Origin of the sequence: Shouchella rhizosphaerae (genome assembly GCF_900142675.1) — a bacterium.
GTDB lineage: Bacteria > Bacillota > Bacilli > Bacillales > Bacillaceae_D > Shouchella > Shouchella rhizosphaerae.
This window is the reverse complement of the sequence record NZ_FRBS01000004.1, coordinates 454034-479901: the sequence shown is the minus strand read 5'-3', so window position 1 is coordinate 479901 and position 25868 is coordinate 454034. Positions and strand designations below refer to the sequence as shown.

At 45.4% G+C, this 25868-nt stretch carries 28 protein-coding genes and 1 riboswitch; of the genes, 20 read left to right on the top strand and 8 right to left on the bottom strand.

Features of this window, described 5'->3' with window-relative positions:
* Window positions 1–14 precede the first annotated feature (14 nt).
* From tatC to BUC05_RS14050, 5 genes are all read left to right on the top strand, one after another.
* Window positions 15–761 carry a twin-arginine translocase subunit TatC gene (gene tatC, locus BUC05_RS14070; protein WP_035204653.1) on the top strand — a complete coding sequence of 249 codons (747 nt, stop codon included), beginning with the start codon at window positions 15–17 and terminating at the stop codon, window positions 759–761.
* Between the two features lie 125 nt (window positions 762–886).
* Window positions 887–993, top strand: a riboswitch (SAM riboswitch).
* A 76-nt stretch (window positions 994–1069) separates the two neighbouring features.
* Complete coding sequence (locus BUC05_RS14065; protein WP_011245731.1) at window positions 1070–2095, top strand: methionine ABC transporter ATP-binding protein; 1026 nt, start codon at window positions 1070–1072, stop codon at window positions 2093–2095.
* Complete coding sequence (locus BUC05_RS14060; RefSeq protein ID WP_011245732.1) at window positions 2073–2741, top strand: methionine ABC transporter permease; 669 nt, start codon at window positions 2073–2075, stop codon at window positions 2739–2741. Before BUC05_RS14065 ends, BUC05_RS14060 begins: the two co-directional genes overlap by 23 nt.
* Window positions 2742–2796: 55 nt before the next feature.
* Window positions 2797–3627, top strand: coding sequence for a MetQ/NlpA family ABC transporter substrate-binding protein (locus BUC05_RS14055; protein ID WP_011245733.1), 831 nt, complete (start codon window positions 2797–2799; stop codon window positions 3625–3627).
* Window positions 3628–3629: 2 nt separating this feature from the next.
* Window positions 3630–4724, top strand: a complete 1095-nt coding sequence (locus tag BUC05_RS14050; protein WP_073305124.1) for an iron-containing alcohol dehydrogenase family protein — start codon at window positions 3630–3632, stop codon at window positions 4722–4724.
* Window positions 4725–4789: 65 nt separating this feature from the next.
* Here the strand turns inward: BUC05_RS14050 and BUC05_RS14045 are convergent, their stop codons facing one another.
* Complete coding sequence (locus tag BUC05_RS14045; RefSeq protein ID WP_035204656.1) at window positions 4790–4990, bottom strand: hypothetical protein; 201 nt, start codon at window positions 4988–4990, stop codon at window positions 4790–4792.
* A 9-nt stretch (window positions 4991–4999) separates the two neighbouring features.
* Window positions 5000–5722 (bottom strand): CPBP family intramembrane glutamic endopeptidase, encoded by a 723-nt coding sequence (locus BUC05_RS14040; RefSeq protein ID WP_011245735.1) that lies wholly within the window; start codon window positions 5720–5722, stop codon window positions 5000–5002.
* 229 nt (window positions 5723–5951) lie between these two features.
* On the opposite strand from BUC05_RS14040, the gene groES reads away from it, so the two are divergent.
* From groES to BUC05_RS14005, 7 genes are all read left to right on the top strand, one after another.
* Window positions 5952–6236, top strand: a complete 285-nt coding sequence (gene groES / locus BUC05_RS14035) for a co-chaperone GroES (RefSeq protein WP_011245736.1) — start codon at window positions 5952–5954, stop codon at window positions 6234–6236.
* Between the two features lie 34 nt (window positions 6237–6270).
* Entirely contained in the window at window positions 6271–7908 is a 1638-nt protein-coding gene (gene groL, locus BUC05_RS14030) for a chaperonin GroEL (RefSeq protein ID WP_011245737.1), read from the top strand.
* 384 nt (window positions 7909–8292) lie between these two features.
* The gene (locus tag BUC05_RS14025; RefSeq protein ID WP_035204658.1) at window positions 8293–10197 is read left to right on the top strand and encodes a BglG family transcription antiterminator; all 1905 of its coding nucleotides are present in this window, start codon (window positions 8293–8295) and stop codon (window positions 10195–10197) included.
* Window positions 10194–10631, top strand: coding sequence for a PTS sugar transporter subunit IIA (locus BUC05_RS14020; protein WP_011245739.1), 438 nt, complete (start codon window positions 10194–10196; stop codon window positions 10629–10631). The genes BUC05_RS14025 and BUC05_RS14020 overlap by 4 nt, the downstream gene beginning before the upstream one ends.
* Window positions 10632–10643: 12 nt before the next feature.
* Window positions 10644–10925: a PTS sugar transporter subunit IIB gene (locus tag BUC05_RS14015; protein ID WP_011245740.1), complete on the top strand. Its 282-nt coding sequence runs from the start codon at window positions 10644–10646 to the stop codon at window positions 10923–10925.
* 43 nt (window positions 10926–10968) lie between these two features.
* Window positions 10969–12246: a PTS ascorbate transporter subunit IIC gene (locus BUC05_RS14010; RefSeq protein WP_011245741.1), complete on the top strand. Its 1278-nt coding sequence runs from the start codon at window positions 10969–10971 to the stop codon at window positions 12244–12246.
* 14 nt (window positions 12247–12260) lie between these two features.
* Window positions 12261–13001, top strand: a complete 741-nt coding sequence (locus tag BUC05_RS14005; protein WP_011245742.1) for an SIS domain-containing protein — start codon at window positions 12261–12263, stop codon at window positions 12999–13001.
* A gap of 35 nt (window positions 13002–13036) precedes the next feature.
* On the opposite strand, the gene BUC05_RS14000 is transcribed toward BUC05_RS14005, so the two are convergent.
* Window positions 13037–13723: a queuosine precursor transporter gene (locus BUC05_RS14000; RefSeq protein WP_011245743.1), complete on the bottom strand. Its 687-nt coding sequence runs from the start codon at window positions 13721–13723 to the stop codon at window positions 13037–13039.
* 128 nt (window positions 13724–13851) lie between these two features.
* Window positions 13852–14655, bottom strand: coding sequence for an Fpg/Nei family DNA glycosylase (locus BUC05_RS13995; RefSeq protein ID WP_035204662.1), 804 nt, complete (start codon window positions 14653–14655; stop codon window positions 13852–13854).
* A 105-nt stretch (window positions 14656–14760) separates the two neighbouring features.
* On the opposite strand from BUC05_RS13995, the gene BUC05_RS13990 reads away from it, so the two are divergent.
* Window positions 14761–16200 (top strand): 4-hydroxyphenylacetate 3-hydroxylase family protein, encoded by a 1440-nt coding sequence (locus BUC05_RS13990; RefSeq protein WP_073305122.1) that lies wholly within the window; start codon window positions 14761–14763, stop codon window positions 16198–16200.
* Between the two features lie 8 nt (window positions 16201–16208).
* Here the strand turns inward: BUC05_RS13990 and moaC are convergent, their stop codons facing one another.
* The 3 genes from moaC to BUC05_RS13975 are packed head-to-tail and all read right to left on the bottom strand — an operon-like array spanning window position 16209 to window position 17772.
* Window positions 16209–16709, bottom strand: a complete 501-nt coding sequence (gene moaC / locus BUC05_RS13985; RefSeq protein ID WP_073305120.1) for a cyclic pyranopterin monophosphate synthase MoaC — start codon at window positions 16707–16709, stop codon at window positions 16209–16211.
* A gap of 5 nt (window positions 16710–16714) precedes the next feature.
* Window positions 16715–17287, bottom strand: a complete 573-nt coding sequence (locus tag BUC05_RS13980; protein WP_035204664.1) for a molybdenum cofactor guanylyltransferase — start codon at window positions 17285–17287, stop codon at window positions 16715–16717.
* Window positions 17284–17772 (bottom strand): MogA/MoaB family molybdenum cofactor biosynthesis protein, encoded by a 489-nt coding sequence (locus BUC05_RS13975; RefSeq protein WP_073305118.1) that lies wholly within the window; start codon window positions 17770–17772, stop codon window positions 17284–17286. Before BUC05_RS13975 ends, BUC05_RS13980 begins: the two co-directional genes overlap by 4 nt.
* A gap of 88 nt (window positions 17773–17860) precedes the next feature.
* Between BUC05_RS13975 and moaA the strand changes: the two genes are divergently transcribed.
* Genes moaA through moaD form a run of 5 tightly spaced genes read left to right on the top strand, consistent with a single transcriptional unit; the run spans window position 17861 to window position 21337 of the window.
* Entirely contained in the window at window positions 17861–18877 is a 1017-nt protein-coding gene (moaA, locus tag BUC05_RS13970) for a GTP 3',8-cyclase MoaA (RefSeq protein WP_073305117.1), read from the top strand.
* Window positions 18878–18890: 13 nt separating this feature from the next.
* The gene (locus BUC05_RS13965; RefSeq protein WP_035204670.1) at window positions 18891–20177 is read left to right on the top strand and encodes a molybdopterin molybdotransferase MoeA; all 1287 of its coding nucleotides are present in this window, start codon (window positions 18891–18893) and stop codon (window positions 20175–20177) included.
* Window positions 20144–20659 carry a molybdopterin-guanine dinucleotide biosynthesis protein B gene (mobB, locus tag BUC05_RS13960; RefSeq protein WP_167369577.1) on the top strand — a complete coding sequence of 172 codons (516 nt, stop codon included), beginning with the start codon at window positions 20144–20146 and terminating at the stop codon, window positions 20657–20659. The genes BUC05_RS13965 and mobB overlap by 34 nt, the downstream gene beginning before the upstream one ends.
* Window positions 20659–21087 (top strand): molybdenum cofactor biosynthesis protein MoaE, encoded by a 429-nt coding sequence (locus BUC05_RS13955; RefSeq protein ID WP_011245752.1) that lies wholly within the window; start codon window positions 20659–20661, stop codon window positions 21085–21087. Before mobB ends, BUC05_RS13955 begins: the two co-directional genes overlap by 1 nt.
* Before the next feature lie 10 nt (window positions 21088–21097).
* Window positions 21098–21337, top strand: coding sequence for a molybdopterin converting factor subunit 1 (gene moaD, locus BUC05_RS13950; protein WP_073305113.1), 240 nt, complete (start codon window positions 21098–21100; stop codon window positions 21335–21337).
* A gap of 14 nt (window positions 21338–21351) precedes the next feature.
* On the opposite strand, the gene BUC05_RS13945 is transcribed toward moaD, so the two are convergent.
* Window positions 21352–22161 (bottom strand): formate/nitrite transporter family protein, encoded by an 810-nt coding sequence (locus BUC05_RS13945; protein WP_073305111.1) that lies wholly within the window; start codon window positions 22159–22161, stop codon window positions 21352–21354.
* A gap of 128 nt (window positions 22162–22289) precedes the next feature.
* Here BUC05_RS13945 and fdhF point away from each other — a divergent pair, with 128 nt between their 5' ends.
* Both fdhF and BUC05_RS13935 read left to right on the top strand, forming a co-directional pair.
* Entirely contained in the window at window positions 22290–25247 is a 2958-nt protein-coding gene (gene fdhF, locus BUC05_RS13940) for a formate dehydrogenase subunit alpha (protein WP_073305109.1), read from the top strand.
* Window positions 25240–25866: a helical membrane plugin domain-containing protein gene (locus BUC05_RS13935; protein ID WP_011245756.1), complete on the top strand. Its 627-nt coding sequence runs from the start codon at window positions 25240–25242 to the stop codon at window positions 25864–25866. The genes fdhF and BUC05_RS13935 overlap by 8 nt, the downstream gene beginning before the upstream one ends.
* Window positions 25867–25868: the final 2 nt, after the last annotated feature.

The window sequence follows — 25868 nt, the reverse complement described above, 5'->3', positions numbered from 1 at the left end:
AAGGGCGTGTCCCTATGCAAGACATGTCCATTATGGATCACGCGGAAGAGCTAAGGCGCAGGATTTTTGTGGTCCTCGCCTTTTTTATTGTCGCGCTTATTGGCGGTTTTTTCTTGGCGGTTCCCGTTATTACGTTTTTGCAGAACTCCCCCCAAGCCGCTGATATGCCGTTTAATGCTTTTCGATTGACCGACCCGCTTCGTGTCTATATGAACTTTGCTGTCATAACAGCGCTTGTGCTTATCATTCCAGTGATCTTGTACCAATTATGGGCCTTTGTTTCACCGGGATTAAAAGAAAACGAACAAAAAGCGACGCTCGCGTACATTCCAATTGCGTTCCTATTGTTTTTGGCAGGAATTGCTTTTTCCTATTTTATTTTATTGCCTTTTGTCATTTCTTTTATGGGGCAAATGGCCGACCGCCTCGAAATAAATGAGATGTATGGAATCAATGAATACTTTTCATTTTTGTTCCAACTGACCATCCCTTTTGGGCTTTTGTTTCAGCTCCCGGTAGTTGTGATGTTTTTAACGAGGCTAGGAGTGGTCACGCCAGCATTCCTGCGGAAAATCCGTAAATACGCGTATTTTGCCTTGCTTGTGATCGCTGGCATTATTACACCCCCTGAATTAACGTCGCATCTGTTTGTTACGGTGCCGATGCTTATTTTATATGAGATCAGCATTACCATTTCGGCGATTACATACCGAAAATACCATGGAACTACCGACCATAATGGCCAAGAAAGTGCTAAATGAAACAAACATACAAAACCAAAACATGTTTTTCACATTGAAAAACGTGTTTTTGGCGTTGCTGCCGATAAATGTTTTGACAATTTTGTTTAAAAAGCGTAATATACGGGTTACATCAATTAAAAAAGGACTTATCAAGAGCGACTGAGGGATTAGGCCCAATGACGTCCAGCAACCTCCCGTTACGGGGAAGGTGCCAATTCCTGCAGAATGGGATCATTCTGAAAGATAAGCCGGAAAAACGGAAACGGATTTTCGCAGCTTCTTTCATGATGATGAGAGAAGCTTTTTTATGTAGGAGTGGAGAACCGATGATTGAGGCAAGCGAGTTAACAAAAGTATACAAAACAAAGAAAAAACGTGTTATCGGCGTAGACAATGTTTCTTTTAAAGTAGGCAAAGGGGAGATTTTTGGTATCGTTGGCTACTCCGGAGCGGGCAAAAGTTCACTGCTTCGCTGTATTAATTTATTAGAGCGGCCGACGAGTGGGACGATTCGTGTTGACGGCTTGGATTTGACCAAACTAGGTACACGCGAGCTTCGGCAAGCACGTCTAAAGATCGGCATGATTTTTCAACATTTTTATTTAATTAACCAAAAAACGGTATTCGGCAATATTGCCTTTGCTTTAAAAGCTGCTGGCGTGAGAGCGGATCTAATTCCAGCCAGGGTGGAAGAACTGCTAGAGCTTGTTGGCCTTTCGAATAAACGCAATGCGTATCCAGCGCAGCTTTCTGGCGGCCAAAAGCAACGTGTTGGCATTGCCCGAGCGCTAGCCAACAAACCAAGCGTGCTGTTGTGTGATGAAGCCACATCTGCGCTTGACCCAACAACAACTAAATCGATTTTGGCGTTATTAAAAAAGTTGAACGAAGAACTAGGGTTGACAATCGTGCTCATTACCCATGAAATGGCAGTCGTTAAAGAAATATGCCATAAAATGGCGATTATGCAAGATGGCAAAATGATTGAGCAGGGAGATGTGTATGATGTGTTTGCTGCGCCAAAAGCACCGTTAACACAAGAGTTTATTGGAGATGTCGTCTCTTTTCATATTCCTGAACATACATTGAGCCAATTTTCTGGCACGATTGCTAAAGTAATCTTTAAAGGTAGCGTTGCCCAACAAGGCATTATCTCGGATACATTGCAACAGTTTTCTGTAAAAGGAAACTTTCTCCATGGAGCGATCGAATATATCGGCGGCCGCCCGCTTGGCATTTTTATTATGGAACTGAAGGGCGAGCCAACAGCGATTCAGGAAGCAATTGCTTATATTAAGCAACGTTCCGCTGAAGTGGAGGTGATCCGCGATGGACTTCGTGCATTTAGTTGAGATGTTGCCAGATATGTGGAACGCCTTTGTAGAGACGTTGTTAATGATCAGCATCTCAACAGCTGTGGCGATAATCGTTGGTTTTCCACTTGGCGTCATTTTGTTTGCGACTGACCGAGGCTTATTCTGGGAAAATCAACTTGTCCAATCAGGGTTGGGCTTTATTGTCAACATTGTTCGTTCCATTCCGTTTATCATTTTGCTTGTGGCCCTTTATCCCTTTACGAAAGCGCTCGTCGGTACAACGACAGGTCCGATCGCAGCAAGCGTGTCGTTGTCTGTTGCTGCGATTCCGTTTTTTGCCCGGATTGTGGAAAGTTCAATGCGGGAAGTAGATAAAGGGTTAATTGAAGCAGCAATCGCTTCGGGCGCGACGCCATGGATGATTATAAAAGACGTGCTCTTTTTAGAAGCGCGTGCTTCGATGGTACAAGGGCTTACTCTTACGATTATCAGCTTAATTGCTTACTCGGCAATGGCGGGTGTCATTGGCGGTGGCGGAGTTGGCGATTTGGCGATTCGCTACGGGCATTATCGCTATGACCATACAATTATGATTGCGACTGTGGTGATATTGATCATTCTCGTCCAAGTATTTCAGTTTATAGGAGATTTGACTGCAAAAGCGACAGATAAAAGAAAATAAACGTTAAGGCAAGCTTGCCTTTTGTTAAATAGATAGGAAAAGAAGGAGAGAAACGATGAAAAAGACATTATGGGTACAAAGTGCAATAAGTTTAGGCGTCATCTTCGCTCTCGGCGCATGTGGAAGTGGAAGTGAAAGTGGAAATGCTGGAGACTCAAAAGAAATTCGGTTTGGAGCTACCGCTGGCCCATACAGCGATATGATTACAAAAGCCATTATTCCTGGTTTAGAGGAGAAAGGCTACACTGTAACGGTAAATGAATATCAAGACTACATCATTCCGAACCGTGAATTGGCTGAAGGCAAAGATGACGCAAATTTATTCCAGCACCAAGTTTATCTAGATGATTTTGCCGAGAATAATGACTTAGAGTTATCTAGTTTGATTTCTGTCCCGACAGCGCCAATGGGGATTTATTCGGAGGTATATGGTTCGCTTGATGAAATTGAAGATGGTGCCGAGATCGCTATCCCTAATGACCCAACGAATGGAGCCCGAGCGTTCTTAATGCTTGAGGAGGAAGGGCTGATTTCATTTGAAGATGGCATAGACCCGCTGACTGTCTCTGTAAAAGACATCACTGAAAATGAAAAGAACCTTCAATTCGTAGAGCTAGAAGCTGCTCAATTGCCACGTGAAGTGGGTGAAAAGCCATTGACGGCTGTTCCTGGCAACTTTGCTTTATCGGCTGGACTTGATTTAAACAGCGCAATCAAGTTGGAAAACATGCCTGACCAATATCGAAATGTCGTGGCTGTTCGCTCAGAAGATGCAGACGGAGAGTTGGCTAACGATATTAAAGAGGTTGTTGAGTCCGCTGAATTTGAAGAAGTAATCGATAAAGAATTTGCAGGCTTTGGCAAGCCAAGTTGGATGGAGGAATAAGGATGGAGTCGCTTGTTGTTCGCGGAGCACCACATGAATATGTATTGGAAGAAGGGATACTGTCTTCCTTAGAAACTAAACTAAAAGCGAGAGGATTTCACCATGTTTTAGTGGTCCACGGCGATGCCTCTTGGAAAGCGGCAGAACGATTTTGGCCGGAATTTACAGCTGTTGAGGCAACTTACTGGCAATACAATGGAATTTGTTCACAAAATCAAATGGACCAACTGGCAGCTGTTGTGCAAAGCGGCGAGTACGATGCGATTGTCGGCGTGGGGGGCGGCAAACTCCTTGACCTAGTCAAAGGAGGGGCTTACCAAACGAAACGGCCTTATGTGCTCGTGCCGACGCTAGCCTCAAATTGTGCCCCTTGGACGCCGCTTGCGGCCGTTTATACAGATGAGGGGACCTATACACACTACGACGTTTACCCAGAAAATGCGTCGTTGCTATTACTTGAACCGCGCTTGCTTTTGACTGCGCCAAAAGAGCTGTTTGTCGCTGGCATAGGCGATACGCTTGCAAAATGGTACGAAGCGGATGTCCAGCTTGGTTCGATGGATGAAAAGTCCCCAGCATTAGAGGTGGCTTATTATACGGCTAAACTATGTCGTGACATTTTGTTGGAAAAAAGCGATGAAGCTTTGCGCGCTTTTGACATAGGCGAAGTGAGCACTGCTTTTTGTAAAGTTGCAGAAACGATTATTATGCTAGGTGGCATGGTTGGAGGATTTGGGGACCAATATGGACGGATTGCAGGAGCCCATTCGATCCATAACGGCTTGACGGTTTTAGCGGAAACACATGATATTCTCCACGGCGACAAAGTGGCATACGGCATTCTCGTCCAATTGGCGTTAGAAGAGAAATGGCACGAAATCGAAGCATTGCGGCTATTTTATGAAAAAGTTGGCCTTCCATATTCATTAACTCAGTTAGGCATTTCCCTCCAAGCTGATTTGCGTTCAGTTGCTGAAAAAGCGACAGTCGCAGAAGAATCCATTCATGTAATGCCGTTTCCAGTATCAGCGGATGCTGTGGTCTCTGCCATAAAAAAATTGGAAGAAAAAAACGAAGGGCTGCAAGCAGGAGTGTAACCTGCGTGCAGCCTCAACACGTTTACTCAAATGTTTCCAACCCTCGTTTTTTCCCATCTTTACTTTCAGTCTGATTGATTTGGTTTCTTTTTAAACCCTCGTTGAAGGTTGAGCCAGCCCACGTACAAATCGACGGCTGCGATAAAGGCGGTAAAAAAAGACATAAATCCCCAACCATTTTGGTTGACGTTAATAAACGTCAGCGCAATGAAGCCAACACCAAGCAACACATACGATAGACCTATAAAAATTGGCGACTTTGTCATAGGGCACCCCTAAAAGAATAACTGGATAAAGGATGACTGCTGCTCGTATTGCTCCATAATCTCCGCCAGTTGCTCAGCAAACACGACTTGGACAATGACGACAAAACTGTTGATCGCCATATGGGAGATAATAGGTACAATAATCCGTTTCGTTTTTACGTATAAGAAGGCAAACGAAAAACCCATAGCAGCATAAACCAAAATATGTTCAAAATCAAAGTGGATGACAGCAAAGATTATCGAGCTTATGAGAGCCGCAACAAAAAAATTGGTGCGGACATAAATCCAGCCAAAAATCGCTTTTCGGAAAACGAGTTCCTCAATAATCGGCCCAAGAATCGCTACCACAAGAATAAAAGGCAAAAAATCTTGGGCGACTTCAACCAGTTGCGCAGTATTTTCAGATCCTTGGTCAATCCCAAGAAGCTGTTGTTCAATCAAGCCGGCAACAGTTTGTGTCGCAAATACAAGGAAGATACCGATAAGCGACCACGCGATTGTTTCTGGAACGGTCGCTTTCTTTCCAGGAAGGCCCCCGCCTCTGTCTTCGTCTTTGCGTAAAATAAGGAGAATGGCGATTAAACCAATCGTAAATGTAATAATGGATGACAAGCCGATGTTCAAGGCGCCGGAAATGGCAAAGTAACGAATCAGCAGCCAGCTTACCAAAATAGCCAGACCAGTCTGCATAACGATATAAGCAAACACGACGAGTAAATAACGTTTTGTCACAGCGTAACTCCTTTAACCTAATCAGATTTTCGTTGCTTCATCATACCATAGTTTATCCATAAATTCAGTGAACAGCACTTAGAATAAAAATCTCTTGTAAATCGACAAAAAAAGTCAAGCAACCCCCTTGCAAAACAAGTGGGGAATGATTATTATAATAAATGTGTTAGCACTCATCGAATCCGAGTGCTAATAAGACTACATACGTCTTCAAAGGAGGGTGTTTTCCTTGTTAAAACCATTAGGAGATCGCATCATCATTGAGCAAATTCAATCTGAGGAAAAAACTGCAAGTGGGATTGTTTTGCCTGATTCTGCAAAAGAAAAGCCGCAAGAAGGCAAGGTTGTTGCTGTCGGCACTGGTCGCGTAACAGACAACGGCGAAAAAGTGGCACTTGAAGTAAAAGAAGGCGATTCAATCATCTTCTCTAAATATGCAGGTACAGAAGTGAAGTATGAAGGCACAGAATACCTCATTCTTCGCGAAAGCGATGTACTAGCGATTATTGGCTAAGTAAGGGAAAGAACACACTAGGAGGCGAATACAAATGGCTAAAGATATTCAATTTAGTGAAGAAGCGCGCCGTTCCATGCTTAAAGGCGTAGATACTCTTGCAAATGCAGTAAAAGTAACGCTTGGGCCTAAGGGGCGCAACGTTGTTCTAGAAAAGAAATTCGGTTCACCACTCATCACCAATGACGGTGTGACGATTGCAAAAGAAATCGAACTTGAAGATGCTTTTGAAAATATGGGCGCTAAGCTGGTTGCTGAAGTAGCAAGCAAAACGAATGATATTGCTGGTGACGGAACAACGACTGCGACAGTCCTTGCACAAGCAATGATCCGTGAAGGCTTGAAAAACGTTACTTCCGGTGCAAACCCAATGGGCATCCGCAAAGGAATTGAAAAAGCAACGGCTGCTGCAGTGAAAGAGCTTAAAGCAATTTCAAAACCAATCGAAGGCAGAGAGTCGATTGCTCAAGTTGCGGCGATTTCTTCTGCTGATGAAGAAGTAGGGCAAATCATCGCGGAAGCAATGGAACGTGTCGGCAACGATGGCGTTATTACAATTGAAGAATCAAAAGGTTTCTCAACAGAACTTGAAGTAGTAGAAGGTATGCAATTTGACCGTGGCTATGCTTCTCCTTACATGGTGTCTGACTCAGACAAAATGGAAGCAGTCCTCGACAACCCATACGTTCTTATTACAGACAAAAAAATCACGAATATCCAAGAAGTGCTTCCTGTACTTGAACAAGTGGTACAGCAAAGCCGTCCAGTTTTAATTATTGCTGAGGATGTTGAAGGGGAAGCGCTTGCGACACTTGTATTGAACAAGCTTCGCGGTACATTTAATGCTGTAGCTGTAAAAGCTCCAGGATTTGGCGACCGTCGCAAAGCGATGCTTGAAGACATTGCCATCCTTACTGGTGGCCAAGTGATCACTGAAGACCTTGGGCTTGATTTGAAATCTGCCACAATCGAATCGCTTGGACGCGCAGCAAAAGTCGTTGTAACAAAAGAAAACACAACGATTGTTGAAGGTGCTGGCGACCCAGAACAAATTTCTGGCCGCGTCAACCAATTGAAAGCGCAAGTAGAAGAAACGACTTCTGAATTTGATAAAGAAAAACTACAAGAGCGTCTTGCTAAACTTGCTGGCGGCGTCGCTGTTCTTAAAGTAGGCGCAGCTACTGAAACAGAAATGAAAGAACGCAAGCTTCGCATTGAAGACGCCCTAAACTCTACACGTGCTGCTGTAGAAGAAGGCATCGTTGCTGGTGGCGGTACAGCACTTGTCAACGTGATTAAAGCAGTTAAAGCAGTTGACGCTACAGGGGACGAAGCAACAGGCGTGAACATTGTGCTCCGCGCTCTTGAAGAGCCAGTTCGCCAAATTGCCCACAACGCTGGTCTTGAAGGCTCTATCATCGTAGAGAAGCTAAAAGCTGAAGAGGTTGGCGTTGGCTACAATGCGGCTACAGGCGAATATGTGAACATGGTTGAAACGGGCATTCTTGACCCAGTAAAAGTGACGCGTTCTGCTCTACAAAACGCAGCAAGTGTTTCCGCAATGTTCCTCACCACTGAAGCTGTTATCGCTGATAAGCCAGAAGAAAATGCTGGCGGCGCTGACATGGGCGGCATGGGAGGAATGGGCGGCGGAATGCCTGGCATGATGTAAGGCATTCTTCCATCCTACAAAGAGGTTGCTCCTAGCAGCCTCTTTTTTATGCAGTCCCCGCATGCAGTTAGCGTTACATTGACTAAAAAACAAAACAGATAGAGACAAAGGAATCTGGCTAAACATCAACAGGTTCCTTTGTCTTTTTATTCTAATTCCGAGCCGGCTAGTTTTTTTCCACTAGTTTGGTTTTTTTTAGTATGAATGGGCACACTATTTTTTGCCAACTACTTGTGAAAACGAGAGCTTCAACATCCTTTGTTTTTGGCTTAGTAGATGTAAAGTTATTTGACAACAACCATCACTTTCTTGCCACAACTGTGATAAACTTCACTCTTTAATTACAGGCAGCCACAAGATATGATTACAGCAAGGGTGATGAAGATGTTATCGTCCAGACAAAAAAGCGTTTTAACGAAATTGCTCCGTAGCAACCACTATGTCACTATTGAGTTTTTGGCGAAATGGCAAAATGTTAGCGGTCGCACAATACGTTATGACTTAGATGCGATTGATGACATGTTAAAACAGGCAGGTGCCCCGTTAAAGCGAGAGCCTGGCAAAGGCGTATTTTTGCATGTTGGTGAGGAAAAGCGTGCTGAACTGTTTCGTATTGCCGAAGGCCATCAAGTCTTTTTTGATAAAAATGTCCACATTGCGATGATGAGCTTGTTTGCGATTATGCATGAGACCGTAACGATCCAGCAGCTGGCGGATGAATTTCATTTAAGCCGGTCAAGCATTCAAAAATATTTACCTGATATTGAGGAGACACTTGACCGTTTTGGTTTACAGCTGGCAAGGCAAGCACGTAAAGGGTTTTTGGTGAATGGAACGGAGCGGAGCATCCGCCGGGCCATTTTTCATTGGCTGACGGACAAACAGGTTGACTTAGAGCGAGTGGAGCGTTGGTTTGACTGTGAAAAGGATGGCGGTCGCGGCCAAATTGATAGGTGGCTTCGTTCTTGCCAAGAGGACCGGCAAGTGTTTTATAGCGAGGGCTCTTTGCGTGTATTGACGATTTTCCTTTGTTGGTGGTATGAGCGGATTTTGCACGGCCATTATGTGTATATTCCTCAGGAAGAGCGCGAAGCAGGACACCGACTTGGTGAATTAAGTGAAGTTGTTTCCGCGCTATGCGATAACCGTACTGCTGAGCACGAGCACGCATTTCTGAACACGTTGCTCGGACAAGCGAAAGTCGTTTCCTATAAAAATGACGCTGTCTTAGGGGAGAGTTATCAGAAGGAAAAAGATTTTTGCACGTATTTGCTTGAACAAATTTCTACCATTCTCCAAGTCGACTTGCTAAAAGATAAAAAACTGATGAATGATTTGCTTTATCACATGAAAGCGGCTTTTTTGAGAATCGAACAAGGGCTTGTTATTGACAACCCGTATACAGAGGAAATTAAAGTTCGGTATCGTGCCATTTACGAGATGGTCCACCAAATTACAGCGGATATGGGGTATACGCTTGTAGCTGCGGAAGTCGCTTTTATTACGATGCATGTGAGTGCTGGTTTTGACCGTAGCAAAAGCAAACGGTTTTTGCCGACTGTGATTGTCGTTTGTTCAACTGGACTTGCTACTTCTTCCATTTTGACGACAAAATTGCAACAGGCTGAGCCAGGTTTCCATTTAATTAACGTGGTGAACACCGAGGATTTAGAAAAAGCCCTTGAAGAAAGCGATGTCGACTTTGTCTTAACCACGCAAGAGCTGCCGATCAAACAATGGAATGAAACGAAAATTTTCCGTGTAAGCCCGTTGTTAAATGATGAAGACAAACGGACGATTCAGCATGAAGCGCAAAAGATGATTAATCGTAAACAGCTCGCTTGTTTCAACCAAGTATATGCCCATGCCTCAGCTGTGGAGCCAACGCTTTTTGACGAAACCGTTCATACGGCCAACACGAGCGACTGGAAGGAAAGCATTGCTCTGGCAGCAGCACCACTGCTCAAGGCTGGCTACATCCGCCAAGGATATGTACAAGAAATGATTATGTCTGTGGAACGGAATGGCACGTACATGGTGTTCTTGCCAAAGGTAGCGTTTGTCCATGCCGGACCTGAAAATGTCATTAAAGAAGGCATTAGCATGACCATATTTGAACATGAAATTGATTTTGGCTCTTTTAACCCTGAACGTGTGGAAGTCGTGATCGTGCTAGCAATTAAAGAAGCACATAACCAGGATTTCTTGCAGCTTTTCCGCTATTTGGAAACACAAGAGAAAAGAGAGCAGCTTATAACGAAATGGATTGGGAGGAAGAGTGCAACATGACAGAAGAACTAATAAAAAAAGAACATGTTGCTGTTGGCGTTCAAGCAAAAGACTGGGAGAGAGCCATTGAAGCATCAGGTTCCTTGCTAGTCAAGTCAGGAGCGGTAACTTCAGAGTATGTTAAGCAAATGGTTGATTCCGTCAAAGAAAACGGGCCTTACATTGTCATTGGCCCCGGGATGGCGATGGCCCATGCCAGGCCTAGTGAGGCGGTGCATACGGACGCCGTTTCGTTGGCAGTCTTAAAAGAGGCTGTGCCGTTTGGCAATGAAGAGAATGACCCAGTTGACCTTGTCTTTTCATTTTCAGCCACGGGAGCAGAATCCCATTTGCACTTAATTGAGAGGCTATCGCGTCTTTTGCTTGATGAAGAAAAAGTCGGTCAGCTACGTGAAGCCAAATCAGCCGAGGACGTTTATCAAATTATTTCATAAGGAGTGTGTCGTATGAGCAAATTAAAAATTATGACAGTATGTGGGTTTGGCCTTGGTTCTTCCATGGTCCTAAAAATGAACTTGGAAAGTGTTTTAAAAGAGTTAGGCATAGAAGCCGATGTGTTTACTGGAGATGTTGCTTCTGCGCAAAGTACGCCTGCGGACTATATTTTCACAAGCAAAGAGTTAGGGGAAAAGTTGCAGGAGTCAGCTGGGAAACCAGTTGTGATCATTAACAGTTTTGTCAATAAGGCAGAGATCAAAGAAAAAGCAGCAGCGGAAATCAAGGCTTAAGCCTTGGCCGCTTTGCTTTCCAACATAAAAAGGGGGGTTTCCCATGCAAGGAGTTATGAACTTTTTTATTGAAATCATCCGGGAACCAGCAATTTTTCTTGGGCTTATTGCATTGATTGGCTTGTTGTTGTTGAAAAAAGATTTTTCGACGGTTGTCTCAGGAACGGCGAAAACGATCATTGGTGTCGTTATTTTAACACAGGGGACAAATATTTTAACAAGCTCGATTGCACCGCTAACAGAAGGGTTTAATTTAATGTATGACATCCAAGAAGCAGAAGTAGCGCCTGCGCTAGGGTCTGATACGATTTTAAGCCAATATGGGACGCAAATCGGAATCGCGATGCTCATTGCTTTTGTCATTAATTTGCTTGTCGCACGCTTTACGAAAATCAAACATGTGTTTTTAACTGGCCATATGTTGTTTTGGTTTCCGTTTATCTTTGTAGCCGTTGGAGTTGAAAACGCTCTTAGCAATACGCAAATAATCTTGTTTGCTTCACTGATGACAGCACTTTATATTATTATAGCGCCCGCGCTTTTGCGCCCATTTATCCGCAAAGTAACGGGTTCAGATGATTTTATCATTGGGCATCCAACCACAATCCTATCTCTTGTTTCTGGCTGGGTGGGAATGCTGTTTGGTACAAAAGGAAAATCATCGGAAGAAATAAAATTCCCTAAATCTACCGAATTCTTGCGTGAAATTAGCATTACGTCTTCGATTACAATGTTCTTAGTATATATGGTCGTATCTCTTATTATCGGGTTCGACGCTGCTTCAACAGCGTTTGGGGCGGAGCAGAACTTGTTTATTTACAGCCTCATGCAAGGAATTTTGTTTGGCGCCGGGTTAACGATTTTGTTGCTAGGTGTACGAATGATGCTTGCGGAAATTATTCCAGCATTCCAAGGGATTTCACAAAAATGGATTCCGAATGCTGTTCCAGCACTCGATGCGCCCATTTTGTTTCCGTTTGCCCCAAATGCTGTACTAATTGGGTTTATTGTATCCATGATTACCTCGGTGGCAACAATTTTCGTGACGGGCAGCCTCGGTTTGTTTAGCTTTGTCATTGTGCCCCTTACGATTACATGCTTTTTTGAAATTGGCACGGCTGCTATTATTGGAAACGCAACTGGCGGGTTAAAAGGAGCGATTGCTGGATCAGCCACAGCCGGTGTCGTGATGATTTTACTTGTCGGCCTTTCTGTACCGGTGTTGAGTGGAACGGTGTCAGATTGGATCGTCATTTTTGGCGGAAACGATTTCTCGCTTTGGTCTTTTATTGGTGACTTAGTTGCCAAACTCTTTCCTTAAGGAGGACGAAATCAATGTCTTACGTGGAGCAATATTACGAGTCAATTAGCCGTCTCTTACGGCAAACGGTCGATGAGGGGGAAGAGGTTCTCGGAAAAGCCGCTGATATCATGGTCCATGCGATAAAGGAAGGCAAGTCGCTCTATCTATTTGGTGCTTCCCATGCGGGCATTATTGCTGAAGATGCCTTTTACCGCGCCGGCGGCTTGGCTCTGTTTAATCCGATTTTTAGCCCAGCGCTTATGCTGAATGTTGAACCGATCACGTTGACTTCTAAATTGGAACGGCTTGAAGGATACGGGACGATCCTGCTTGAATCAAAGCCTGTCAAACAAGGCGACGTGTTGTTTATCCATTCGGTGTCTGGCAGAAATCCTGTTGCGATCGATATGGCGATAGCAGCAAAGCAAAAAGGAATGACCGTTATTTCGCTGACAAACGTTTCTTACTCTAAAAGTGTCGAGTCCCGTCACTCTTCTGGGAAGCGGCTGTTTGAAGTAAGCGATTTGGTAATGGATAACCACGGCGAGCCAGGTGATGCGGCTGTTTCAGTAAAGTCGTTGTCGCAAAAAGTCGCTCCGACGTCAACGATCGTTGGCAGCTTTATCATTCATTCAATCGTTTTAAAAATGATTGAACAACTTGAAGAGGCAGGCCGTGAAGTCCCAGTCTTCCGCAGCGCTAATTTAGATGGCGGCGACGCATATAATGAAGCGATGATGGAACGGCACAAACATCAAATTCACTATATGTAAGTAAAAAAACAGGACTCAATCAGTCCTGTTTTTTTTTACTTGATCAGCTCTAATGGTTTAATGCTTCTCAGCCAATAGATGAATGGGATGCCAAGCAACGAGACAAGAAATTTCATTAAATACGTGGTGAAAGCAATTTCGAGCCAGACATCAAACGAGTAAACGCCGAGGAAGGCGATCGAGCAAAAGATGAGTGTATCAAAGGCTTGGCCAATAAAACTGGAAGCACTATTGCGGAGCCAGAGCATCGACGGCTTTGGAAATAGCCTTTTGAAAAAAGCGAAAATGTATACATTCAAATGGTTGCTAATTAAGTAAGCAATAAGGCTGCCTGCGGCAATACGGAGCGCGAAGTCAAAGATGAAAGCTAGATGTTCTTGCGCCAAGTCCTCGCTATGCGGCGGGAAGTGGACCACGAACTGCATGATGACAGTGGAAATGAATAAAGTGGCAAACCCAAGCCATACAGCCGTCCGCGCCGTTTGTTTGCCATGTTTTTCATTTAGCAAATCAGTAGCCAAGAATGTAGTTGCATACATCACATTTCCGAGCGTGACAATTAGCCCGAACAACTCTACCGTTTTTACAACCTGCAAATTGGCAAGGATGGTGGCAAAGCCGATCCAACAAATCATGCCGGTCTTGCCGAATACTTTATAAAATAGACCAAGCAATAAAAAATTGATGAGGGCAAAAATGAACCCATATAACTCTGTAGGCATTTAGCAAAATCTCCTTAGTTTTGATAACGCAGGAAGGTCTCGAACTGCGTTGTTGCCGTAGGACACTTTACCACATCTAAGCTAAGAAGTACAGGTAGATTTTTGTGACAAACGTACATAAACCGCCACTAATGTTGGCAGACTTGGCAGAAAAATACGTTTTTCTTTGATGCCTCCTGGCGAATAATGGGATTGCCGCAACGGAAGCAAGCTTCACCTTCGCGGTCATACACATAAAGTTTGCTGTTCATACCGCCTGTCAACCGATCTGACGAAGTGAAAGGGTGACTCATATAGCCGCCCGCATCGGCAGCCGCTTGCAGCGTTGGTGCGATTGCTTGGTGCAATGCTGCTAATTCTTTGGAAGAGAGGGAGTCGATTGTCCGTAAAGGGATCATCTTTGCATGGTAGCAAATTTCATCTGCATAGCAATTGCCTATCCCAGACAGGTGGGCTTGGTTCGTTAAAAAAGGTTTTACCATCGTGCGCTTATGCTTAGCAATTTTCTTAAATTCGTCAGCATTTATGCTGCTTGCTTCTGGACCAAGTTTAGCAAGAACGGGCTTAGCAGATTGTTGGTCATGGAGGTGAATGTAGCCAAGGCGCAGCCCGATAAAATAAAGTTTGTGCCTTGAAAAGGAGAGAATCACTTGTTTGGTTCGATCTGGCGCATCCTCCTCTGTCCCCCAATACATCCAGCCACCTAGCATTAAATGAAGCAAAAGCATGTGCCCGTTTGCCAAGTGGAAGAGCAATTGCTTACCCCGTCGTGACACTTCCGTAACGATTTGATGTTGTACCGCTGCCTTCAATTCGAATACAGGCACATTAATGGACTTCTCCCGGTTTACCTCGACGTCTGTGATCATTTGGCCGACTACCGTGCGGGTAAGCCATTTTTGATAAGTGGCCATTTCAGGCATCTCAGGCATAGCAACCACTCCTCTCTTTTTAGCTAGTTTTTGCTTGGGCTCATGTCGTTATACACCTCCATTGTGTCCATCGCATAGGCTAATATCGTCTAAGGAGGCGTTGATATGGCAATGGTGACTGGTGCTGAATATTTAAAGCGAATTGCCCAATTGGAAAGCACAATTTGGATTGATGGTGAATTCGTAAAAGGAAAAAGCACAGAACATCCTGCTTTTAAGGCAGTGTTAGAAGCAAAAGCGAGCTTGTACGATATGGTGCTGGATGATGACTATGCAGATATTTTGCAAGCAAGCGACAAAAACGCTAATTTTTCTTTTGAAATTCCACGTACAAAAGCAGACTTAACGAAGCGCAGGAAAGCAACTCAATTGTGGGCGCAATCGACTTTAGGCGTGCTAGGCCGTTCTCCTGAATACGTGAATACAATGATTGCAATTATGGCAGGGGCAAAAGATTTCTTTGCCGAAGATGGAAAAGAGTATGGGGAAAGCATACAATCCATTTATGAACGAGCTGTAAAGAACGACTATACATTTACGCACACGTTTGTGAACCCATCGATTAGCAGGAAACCATTTTATCCTGACGGAGAAAGTGTCGAGCAGCCCGTTGCTGCAAAGATTATCGAGGAAAACGAAAAAGGAGTCGTGATAGACGGAGCCCGGCTTTTGGCGACACAAGGGGGGATTACCGACGAACTGTTGGTCCTTCCATCAGCTGCATTTGTCGATAGCGATTACTTGTTTGGCTGCACTGTCCCCTCAGATACAGAAGGGCTCCTATTTTTAAGCAGGCCTTCTTTCGGGAAAGAAACGCAATTTGACTATCCTTTATCTGCTACTCTTGAAGAGGGCGATGCGGTTGTCGTGTTTGACCACGTCTTTGTCCCGTGGGAACGGGTATTTATGTATAGAAATGAATGGCTAATGAGCCAGCTCTTTGCGAGAACAGGCATTGAAGCATTTTTGCTGTATCAGGCGGCGAACAGGCAAATCGTTAAAACGGAGTGGCTGCTCGGCGTTGCCCAAGCGCTTGTCGATACACTAAATATAGGCCAACACACTCATGTGCAAGGGAAAGTATCAGAAGTAATTGTCGCTCTGGAAGCAATGCGTGGATTTGTTTATTCAGCGGAAACGCAAGCGCAAGCCAATGAGTACGAGATCATGGTGCCGAAGCTAGAACCGTTAAAAGCTAGTGCGTGTTATTTTCAAATGACATACGCGCGCTTGATTGAGATCATTCAATTGCTTGGCGCGAGCCACTTCATCTCAGCGCCAAGTAAAAAGGATTTTGCCTCGCCGATCGCTGGGAGATTGGAACGTTTTATGCGCGGCGAATATACGAGCGCGAAGGAAAAAACGAAATTGCTCCGCCTTGCTCGCGACTTAAGCATTAGCGAATTTGGCTCCCGGCAAATGTTGTACGAACGCTATTTTTTCGGTGATCCAGTTCGTGTCGCTTCTGGTCTTTACCATTTTGCAGATTGTCAAAAACAGAAGTACGTGGAATGGGTGCAAACCTTTTTAAAAAAAATGGATTAGGGTCAATCCTAATCCATTTTTTCTCTGCGTGGATGGTAAAAGTCGCCGTTTTTGCCGCCTGTTTTTTTGACGAGCAATGTTTCTTCAATCACCATGCTTTTATCGACCGCTTTGCACATATCGTAAAAAGTCAGCGCAGCAGCTGTAACAGCTGTTAATGCTTCCATTTCAACGCCTGTGTTGCCATCAACGGTAACCGTTGCGCCAATCACGAGCATGTAGCCGTCTTTGACTGGTTCATACTTAAAAGAAAGGTCAGTCCCTTGGATGAGGATAGGGTGACACATTGGAATCCATTCTGCCGTCTTCTTGGCGGCCATGATTCCTGCTACTTGGGCAACTGGCAATGGGTTTCCTTTTTTTAATGATTGTTCATGGATCGCCTCGTAAAGGCGAGGCGAAATCCGGACACGGCATTCTGCTGTCGCCGTCCGACTTGTTGCTGATTTAGAGGAGATGTCAACCATTTTAGAAAGCCCGTCTTCGTTGTAGTGTGAGAATTGGCTCAAGGGAATCACTCCTTCCAGTCTGACTGGAAATTAATGTTGGTAAATGCAGGTTCATCTTCTGAAAAAGATACATGTTTAGCCGTTGCGATTTGATATAAAGCACGCATTCGCTTTTCTTCCTGCCCGAGTTCAGGAAAATAACGCAAGCAGCGTCTATGGTAAAGAGCATGGAGCGGTTGTGCTCTCGTGCCGCTTATTGGCAAGACGATATCAGCGCCCGGAGTAGAGCGAGCTTGATTGACGAGCTGTTTGATCATAGCCGAGTGGACATAGGGTAAGTCACCGGCCAAGACTTGGAACCACTCATGCCCTAAAGCACTTCCTTTTTCCATCGCGTGTTGAAGGGCAATGAGCGGCCCTTCGTAAGGGGTCGTATCACAAATGACTGGCACCCCGATGTTGGTAAAAGCAGGCGCTAAGGCACTGTTGGTTACGGCATAAACATCGTCAATGCCAGCCTGTTCTAATGCGATAAAACTACGCATGACAAGGGGAAGTCCTTGATGGTCGGCAAATAGTTTTTGGCTTCCATACCTGGAAGATTTCCCGCCAGCAAGGACAAGGCCGGCAATGTTCATTTGCGCAATTCTCCAGCTAAATGAGATAAAATCGGCACAATAAAGGCTTCCATTGCGAATGCAACAGCATTCTTTGAGCCAGGCAGGCAAAAGATGGCTGTGTTCTCACGTACACCAGCTAGTGCATTGCTAAGGAGTGCCTTTGCGCCGATCTGTTCGTAACTTTTAACGCGGAACAATTCGCCAAACCCTTTCATTTCTTTATCAAGAAGCGGGTAAACGGTTTGAATCGTGATATCGCGCTTGCTAAGCCCAGTGCCGCCGTTTGTGATGATCGCATCAATATCAACGGCTTGCGCCCATTCTGTAACAGTCTGGTGCAGTTTCTCTGCATCATCGGCGATCAGTTTGTAACGGACGATTTGATGGTGCTCCCCTAATAGTGATTGAATGGTTTGGCCGCTTTTGTCTTCTGCCTCACTGCGGCTATCTGATAGTGTGAGGACGGCAACTTTTACGACTGGCACATCGTGCGTATGATGCATTTTCTTTTACCCCCCACTTCAGCTATACTAAAATTGTGGAAATAGCTTCTTCATACTTATTGTAAGTGAGGAAGGAAGGAGGCGTAAAGTGGCGAACCAACGAATTTGTGATAAGCTAGAGCGGCCATTGCAAGATTTACGCATCTCAATTATGGATCGTTGCAATTTCCGTTGCTCTTATTGCATGCCAGCAGAAGTGTTTGGCCCAGACCATGCTTTTATGGATGAAAGCGAGCTTCTTTCTGTTGACGAAATAGTACGCACAGCAGAGCAGTTTGTGCAGTTAGGCGTCAAAAAAATCCGCATTACAGGGGGAGAGCCGCTGCTTCGAAAAGAATTGGCGCATTTGATTGGCCGACTTCATGCTATAGAGGGCTTAGAAGATCTAGCGTTGACGACAAATGGCGTGATGTTGCCAAAGATGGCGAAAGCCCTTAAAGCCGCTGGATTGCAACGGGTCAATATCAGCCTAGATGCATTGTCCACGGAAACATTTCAAAAAATGAGCGGACGTAAGACGAAGCCGCAAGCGGTGTTTAACGGTATTGCTGCTGCCAAGGATGCAGGACTCGGCGTGAAAATAAACATGGTAGTCAAACGAGGCGCAAATGAACAGGAGGTCATTCCCCTTGCACGTTATGCAAAGGAGCTTGGTGTCACATTGCGCTTTATTGAATTTATGGATGTTGGCCAAACGAATGGCTGGGATTTTTCCTATGTTGTATCGAAAAAGGAATTGTACAAGCTCGTCTCCCAAATTGCGCCATTAGAACCGGTAAATCAAGCGTATTACGGGGAAGTAGCCTCCCGTTATCGCTATAGCGGCACAGAGACGGAAGTAGGCTTTATTTCTTCGGTTACCGAAACGTTTTGCCAATCGTGCACTCGTGCGCGCCTATCGGCTGATGGGAAAATATTCACATGCTTATTTTCGGAAAATGGCACAGACTTGCGTGCTGATTTGCGCAAGGGACTTTCAGACGAGGCATTGCAGCGAAAAATCAAGCAATTATGGGAAGCACGGGCTGATCGCTATTCAGAGCTTCGGACAGAAGAAACAGCAAAAACAAGAAAAAAAATTGAGATGTCTTATATTGGAGGTTAATAGGAGGTAAAAAATGGTGGAGAAAAGATTGCCGCTTCCAATTGAAGAGGCAGTAAGGCGTGTATTGCAAGAAATGGATGTCCCTGTTCGTACAGAGTCAGTCCCTCTTTTAGATGCGACGCAGCGTTTTTTGGCTGCTGATCTTGTTGCAGACCACGACGTCCCTCCTTTTGACCGTTCGCCTTACGATGGCTATGCGCTTCGTTCGTTTGATACGGCACAAGCAAGCCGAACAAACCCAGTGCGTTTAAAAACAGTTGGTGAGATCGGTGCGGGAACTGTCTTTGCAGGAGACGTGAAAGCAGGGGAAACGGTGCGCATTATGACTGGGGCAAAGATTCCGAACGGCTGTGATGCCGTAGCCATGCTTGAAGTCGTAAAAGAAGAGAGCGATGGCTATATCACCGTTGTCCGCCCTTTTGCAGCAAACACGAATATTTCTTTTCAAGGAGAAGACACACGAAAGGGGACACCCCTTGTAAAAAAAGGAAGCTATGTCCATCCAGGCGTCGCCGCTTTGCTGGCGACGTTCGGATACAATTACGTGCCTGTGGCCGTTCAGCCAACCGTTGGCATTTTGTCGACGGGGAGCGAACTGCTGGAAGTCGGCGCACCGCTAACGCCTGGGAAAATCCGCAACAGCAACGCGTATATGATTGCAGCCCAAGTAAGGCAAGCAGGTGGGCAGCCCGTCATGTATGGACAGCTACCAGATGATCTTAAGCTGTGTGAGCAGGCAGTGCGCAACATGCTTGAAGAAGTCGATATTGTTATTACAACTGGAGGAGCTTCTGTCGGTGATTATGATCTTGTGCCTCAATTAATTGAGACATTAGGCGCCAAGCAAATTTTTAATAAAGTAGCAATGAGGCCAGGAAGCGTCACAACTGCGGCCCATGTTGGCGGCAAGCCGTTTTTCGGTTTGTCAGGCAATCCTGGGGCTTGTTTTGTTGGCTGCGAATTGTTTGTCCGCCCCCTTATCCGGCGTAGCCTTCAAGCCCAAAACATTCATTTGAAAAAGAGTAAAGCAATTTTAGCGGTTGATTTTCCAAAACCGAACCCATTTACAAGATTGGTGCGCGGCATTCTTTCAGAAGAAGATGGCATTCATAAAGTGGCGCCCTCTGGCCTTGACAAGTCAGGGTCGGTCATTTCTCTTGCTGAAGCAGATGTGTTGATAATGTTGCCAGGAGGGACGCGTGGCTATCAATCAGGCATGGAAGTGGATATATTGCTTTTAGGTGAACAACAAGGAAGTGAATGGCCGTGGAAAAGCGTTGCCGTATCTTCCAAGTCGTAGGCTACAAAAATGCAGGCAAAACGACATTAATGGAGCAATTAATCGCGGTCCTTCGCAATGAAGGGATGGTTGTATCCTGCCTGAAGCACCATGGCCATGGGGGAGCACCTACAGGCAGCACAGACAGTGACCGATTTCTTCTTGCCGGAGCCAATGGGAGCTCGGTCGAGGGAGATGGTGTGTTAAAAATCGTTGCGAAAAAGCAAGAATGGACGCTTGTGCAATTGTTGCAGCTTCAAGTGCTTATCGATCAACCAGACGTTATTTTAGTAGAAGGATGGAAAAACGCTCCGTACCCGAAAGTCGTTTTGCTGCGCGATGACAGCGACCAGTCCCTGCTCGAGTTGGAACATGTACAATGCGCCATCGATTGGGGCAATAACAAGAGAACGAGGGATTTTCCTGTTTTTGGAATTGATGAACGTCAACGCTATATGTCATACATGAAAAAGCAAATTCTAGAAAGCGGGGCTTATTTTTAGTGTTTCAGTTAACCAATAAACCAATTGATGTCCAACAGGTAATCAACCAAGTGACCGATAGAAACTGCGGAGCGATTGCCACTTTTATCGGCACTGTCCGTGAATTTACCAATGGCAAAAAAACAGTGCGTCTAGAATACATCGCCTATGAATCAATGGCTGAAAAAATGCTGAAACGGATTGGCGCTGAAATAAACGAAAGGTGGCCAGGTACAAATGTCGCGATTGTACACAGGCTCGGCGTTCTCGACATTTCTGAAGCAGCGGTCGTGATCGCAGTCAGTTCACCACATCGACAGGCCGCGTATGAGGCCAATGCATACGCAATGGAACGGATAAAAGCGATGGTGCCAATATGGAAAAAAGAAATTTGGGAAGACGGCAGTTCGTGGATTGGCGATCAGCTTGAAACCAAACGGTATACATAAGGGGGACAACATGATTAAAGTTCTTTTTTTTGCCGGGCTAGCCGAACAAGCTGGCCAGGCAGAAACAGAAGTTGATTTTGCTGGAAGGACAGTAAAAGAATTGACAGAGTGGGCCATTGACACGCATAGGCTTTCTCCTAATTCGCTGAACGGCGCCATGGTTGCAGTAAACGAAGAGTTTGCGAGCCAATCGACAGAGCTGACAGCAGGGGATGTCGTGGCTTTTATTCCACCTGTAAGCGGCGGTTAAAACCTTGTAAGGTTTTAACCGCTTTTTTTGTCAACTTGTTCGGGCGACGACTCATTCTTTTTTTGGCTAATGGCTACATAAGCACCGGCGACAAATAGAGCGCCGCCTATGACATTGCCGATCGTAACAGGAATCAAATTATAAAAAAATCCGCCAATGGTGACCATATCATTGCCGCCATGGAATAGAGCCATACCAAGAATAGACATGTTGGCCACACTATGTTCGAAACCAGATGCGATAAAGGCAAAAATGAGCACAAAAATGAGAAAAAGTTTGGCGATGTCGCCTTCCGCTCGGAGGGAAGTCCAAATCGCAAGGCACACGATCCAATTGCAGAGGATGCCCCTAAATAACAACTCCTGTAGAGGCGCATTCATCTTATCGGCCGCAAGAGACATCATGTAATGATGGGCGCCAGCATCAGCAAAAATGCCAGTAAGGAAGACGAGGTACGAGAGCAGTAGTGCGCCGACTAAATTGCCTACAAAGCTCCAACTCCAAATTGAGGCTGTTTGTTTCCAAGTAGTGGTGCCGCTTAATGAGCTGGCCGTAAAAATTAAATGGCTGCCTGTGAAAAGTTCGGAGCCGGCCCAGAGCACAAGCGCTAAAGCGAGTCCAAACGTAGCGCCAGTCACGACAGACAGAAATGGTGAGCTAACTTGATAGAACGGATCGCCAACAGAAAAAAGCACGATCGAGCCGACGCCCACATAAGCACCGGCAAGCATAGCAGCAAGAAAATAACGGAGAGGAGAAGAGTCGAGCAGCCCGTGTTTCTGTTTCGCCTGAGAGTCTAGCTTGGCCAGTGTGTTGTTATACATAAATGGCCCTCCTTTCATCGTTACCCGTATACCCAGCCGTTTTCATTTTAAAACGGTTAAGATGTCTAGGTTTTATTGCAGGATTTTACGGGTAGGGGAGGAAAGAGGAAATAGAGGGGGAATAAAAATTGGCCAGACAGTTCGAAGTTACGTTGAATGGGAAAAAGGAAACGGTTACAAATCCACGTTCACTCTTAACCTTTTTAGCGGAGAAAAAGGTGGAAGTGCCTAGCCTGTGCTATCATCCAAGTTTAGGGGCGATCGAAACATGCGACACTTGTATTGTAGAAGTAAACGGCGAATTCGTCCGCTCATGCTCGACAGACATCAAGCCTGGCGACACGATTCATACAAAAAGCGCTGGCGTGCATGAGGCTCAATTGATCGCAATGGACCGCATTCTTGGCAATCACGAACTGTATTGTACGGTATGCGATTACAATAACGGCAACTGCGAGATACATAATGCGGTCAAAGAAATGAAAATGACCCACCAGGAAACGGAACATTCTTCAAAAAAGGCAGAAGTACAGCGTAACGCGTTTTATCGCTATGATCCTGATCAGTGCATCTTATGCGGGCGTTGTGTGGAAGCATGCCAAGACGTGCAAGTAACGGAAACGCTATCGATTGATTGGAGTTTGGAACGGCCACGTGTTATTTGGGACAAGCACTCACCTATTGACGAATCATCTTGTGTCAACTGTGGACATTGTTCAACCGTATGTCCGTGCAATGCAATGATGGAAGTTGGCATGGAAGGTGAGGCAGGGTATTTAACAGCGATTAAGGAAAACTCAATGCGGCCGATGATTAACATTACAAAGAATGTAGAAACAGGCTACCAATCATTAATGGCTGTTTCTGATGTAGAAGCGATCATGCGAGAAGAGCGGATCAATAAAACAAAAACTGTTTGCACGTACTGTGGCGTAGGGTGTTCGTTTGATGTGTGGACAAAAGGGAGACAGATTTTAAAAGTCGAACCACAGCCTGAAGCGCCGGCAAATGGCATTTCTACTTGTGTCAAAGGCAAATTCGGCTGGGATTTTGTCAACAGTGAAGAGCGACTGACAAAACCATTGATTCGTGAAGGGGACGGATTCCGAGAAACGAATTGGGAAGAGGCGCTCGACGTTATTGCTCGTAAATTTAAGGAAGCGATCGATCAGAACGGACCTGATTCACTCGCCTTTATTTCTTCGTCCAAATGTACGAACGAAGAATCGTATTTGATGCAAAAATTGGCCAGAGCTGTAGTTGGCACGAATAACATTGACAATTGTTCTCGCTACTGCCAGTCTCCGGCGACGAAAGGGTTGTGGCGTACTGTCGGCTACGGCGGCGATTCAGGGGGAATTGAAGACATCGCAAAGGCAGGTTTGGTTATTTCAATCGGTTCCAATACAACAGAATCACATCCAGTTTTGGCAACAAGGGTGAAACGAGCGCAAAAGCTACATGGACAAAAAGTGATTGTCGCCGACATTCGCAAGCATGAGCTTGCTGAGCGTGCTGATGTCTTTATTAAGCCAGCACCAGGCAGCGACCTCGTTTGGCTGTCGGCTGTGACGAAATACATCATTGACCAAGGTTGGCATGATGAAGCATTTTTGCGAAAGCATGTCAACAATGTGCAAACATTTATTGACAGCTTAGCCGTATATACACTTGATTACGCTGAAAAAGCAACAAATTTGTCAAAAGACGAAATGATTGCGGTCGCTACAGCCATCCACGAGGCTGATACTAGCTGCATTCTCTGGGCAATGGGCGTTACCCAACACGGTGGCGGAAGCGATACGAGCACAGCCATTTCAAACTTACTCCTAGTTACAGGCAACTACATGAAGCCAGGCGCAGGAGCTTACCCGCTGCGTGGCCATAACAACGTCCAAGGTGCTAGTGATTTCGGCAGCATGCCTGATCGGTTTCCTGGCTACCAATTTGTTAGCGATGATGAGGTGCGCCAGCGCTATGAACAAAAATGGGGTGTTAAAATCCCAGCAGAACCTGGCTTGAATAACCATGAAATGGTTGACGCCATCCATGAAGGGAAGTTGAATATCCTCTATCTAAAAGGCGAGGACATGGGCATAGTCGATTCAAATGCCAACTATGTGCAAGCTGCTTTTGAAAAGCTGGATTTTTTTGTTGTCCAAGACGTGTTCTTTTCGAAAACGGCCCAATTCGCCGATGTCGTCTTGCCAGCAAGCCCGAGCCTTGAAAAAGAAGGGACATTTACGAATACGGAGCGGCGTGTGCAAAGGCTATATCAAGTCCTTGAACCACTTGGCGATTCTCGCCCTGACTGGATGATTATCCGAGACATTGCCAATCGGCTTGGTGCCGCTTGGTCTTATAAACATCCATCTGAAATTATGGACGAGGCAGCATCGCTAGCTCCATTGTTCGCTGGCGTACGCTACGATCGCCTTGAAGGCTACAATAGCTTGCAATGGCCAGTTGCAGAAGATGGCACAGATACACCTTTGCTGTTTAAAGACAAATTCCCGCTGCCAGAAGGGAAAGCCCACCTATATCCTGTTACATGGACGAAACCGCTTGAATTTGGGGATGAATATGACATTCACGTTAACAATGGAAGGTTGCTTGAACATTTCCATGAAGGCAATCTGACGTATAGGTCAAAAGCGATCAGCGGAAAAACGCCAGAAGTATTTTTAGAAGTATCGAAGGAACTTGCGAAAGACCGGGGCATTACGGATGGCACAAAAGTACGGCTTACATCGCCATACGGCAGCGTGAAAGTAAGATGCGTTGTCACGGAACGAGTCGCCGGAAAAGAAGTTTATTTGCCGATGAATACGAGCGGAGAGGGAGCAATCAATTATTTGACAAGCTCTCATTCAGACAAAGATACCGACACGCCTGCCTATAAAGAAGTAGCAGCTAAATTGGAAGTGTTAGAGTCACAAGGCAAAAACCCACTTCCAAAGACAAACCACCGCTATGGCAATCCTCAGCCACAAATAGGCGTGCGCGTTCAAGAAAAGTGGGCCCGAAAGGATTATGTATTTCCTGGCGATGTAGTAAAGGAAAGGAGAGCGCAGAGCAATGGCTAAGGCGACGACGGTCATCCGCAAGCTTGAAATAGACCCAGCAGAAAAGCGCCAAAACGATTTAACAGAGCTAGAAGACGTTTTTTTAGACAATAAGGAGGCGATCGAGTCTGCCGTAAAGCTCCTTGGCCGTATCCACGAAAAGGGGGCGCTTGATATCGCCCACGGCGCGATAGGGCAAAGCGATAAAATATTGGAGCGAATTGTCATAGCACTTGATCATCCAAATGTGACACAGTCGCTCAAAAACATGTTATTACTCGTTGAAGCATTAGGTACAGTGAAAATGGCAGACTTGGAACCAATCGTTTATAAAATCAACTCAAGCATTGAAAAAGTCGCCGATTATGAACACGTTGAGGGCCAAGGTGGAGGCTTTGCCGGTTTGCTCCGCGCGTTGAAAGACGAGCAAGTGATCGAAGGAATGAATGTGTTGCTTGCAATCGTAAAAGGATTGGGCATCAATCAGGAAGACATAGAAGAAAACCAAGCGATGCACGAGCGTTCCGAGCCTGTTAACCGTCGGAATGCACCAAAGCGCCGACCAGCACAAGGAAAGTGGTACATGTTTGCGGCGGGCGCTCTTGCTTGCGCACTTCCACTTATTTGGAAAAGGAAGTAAGG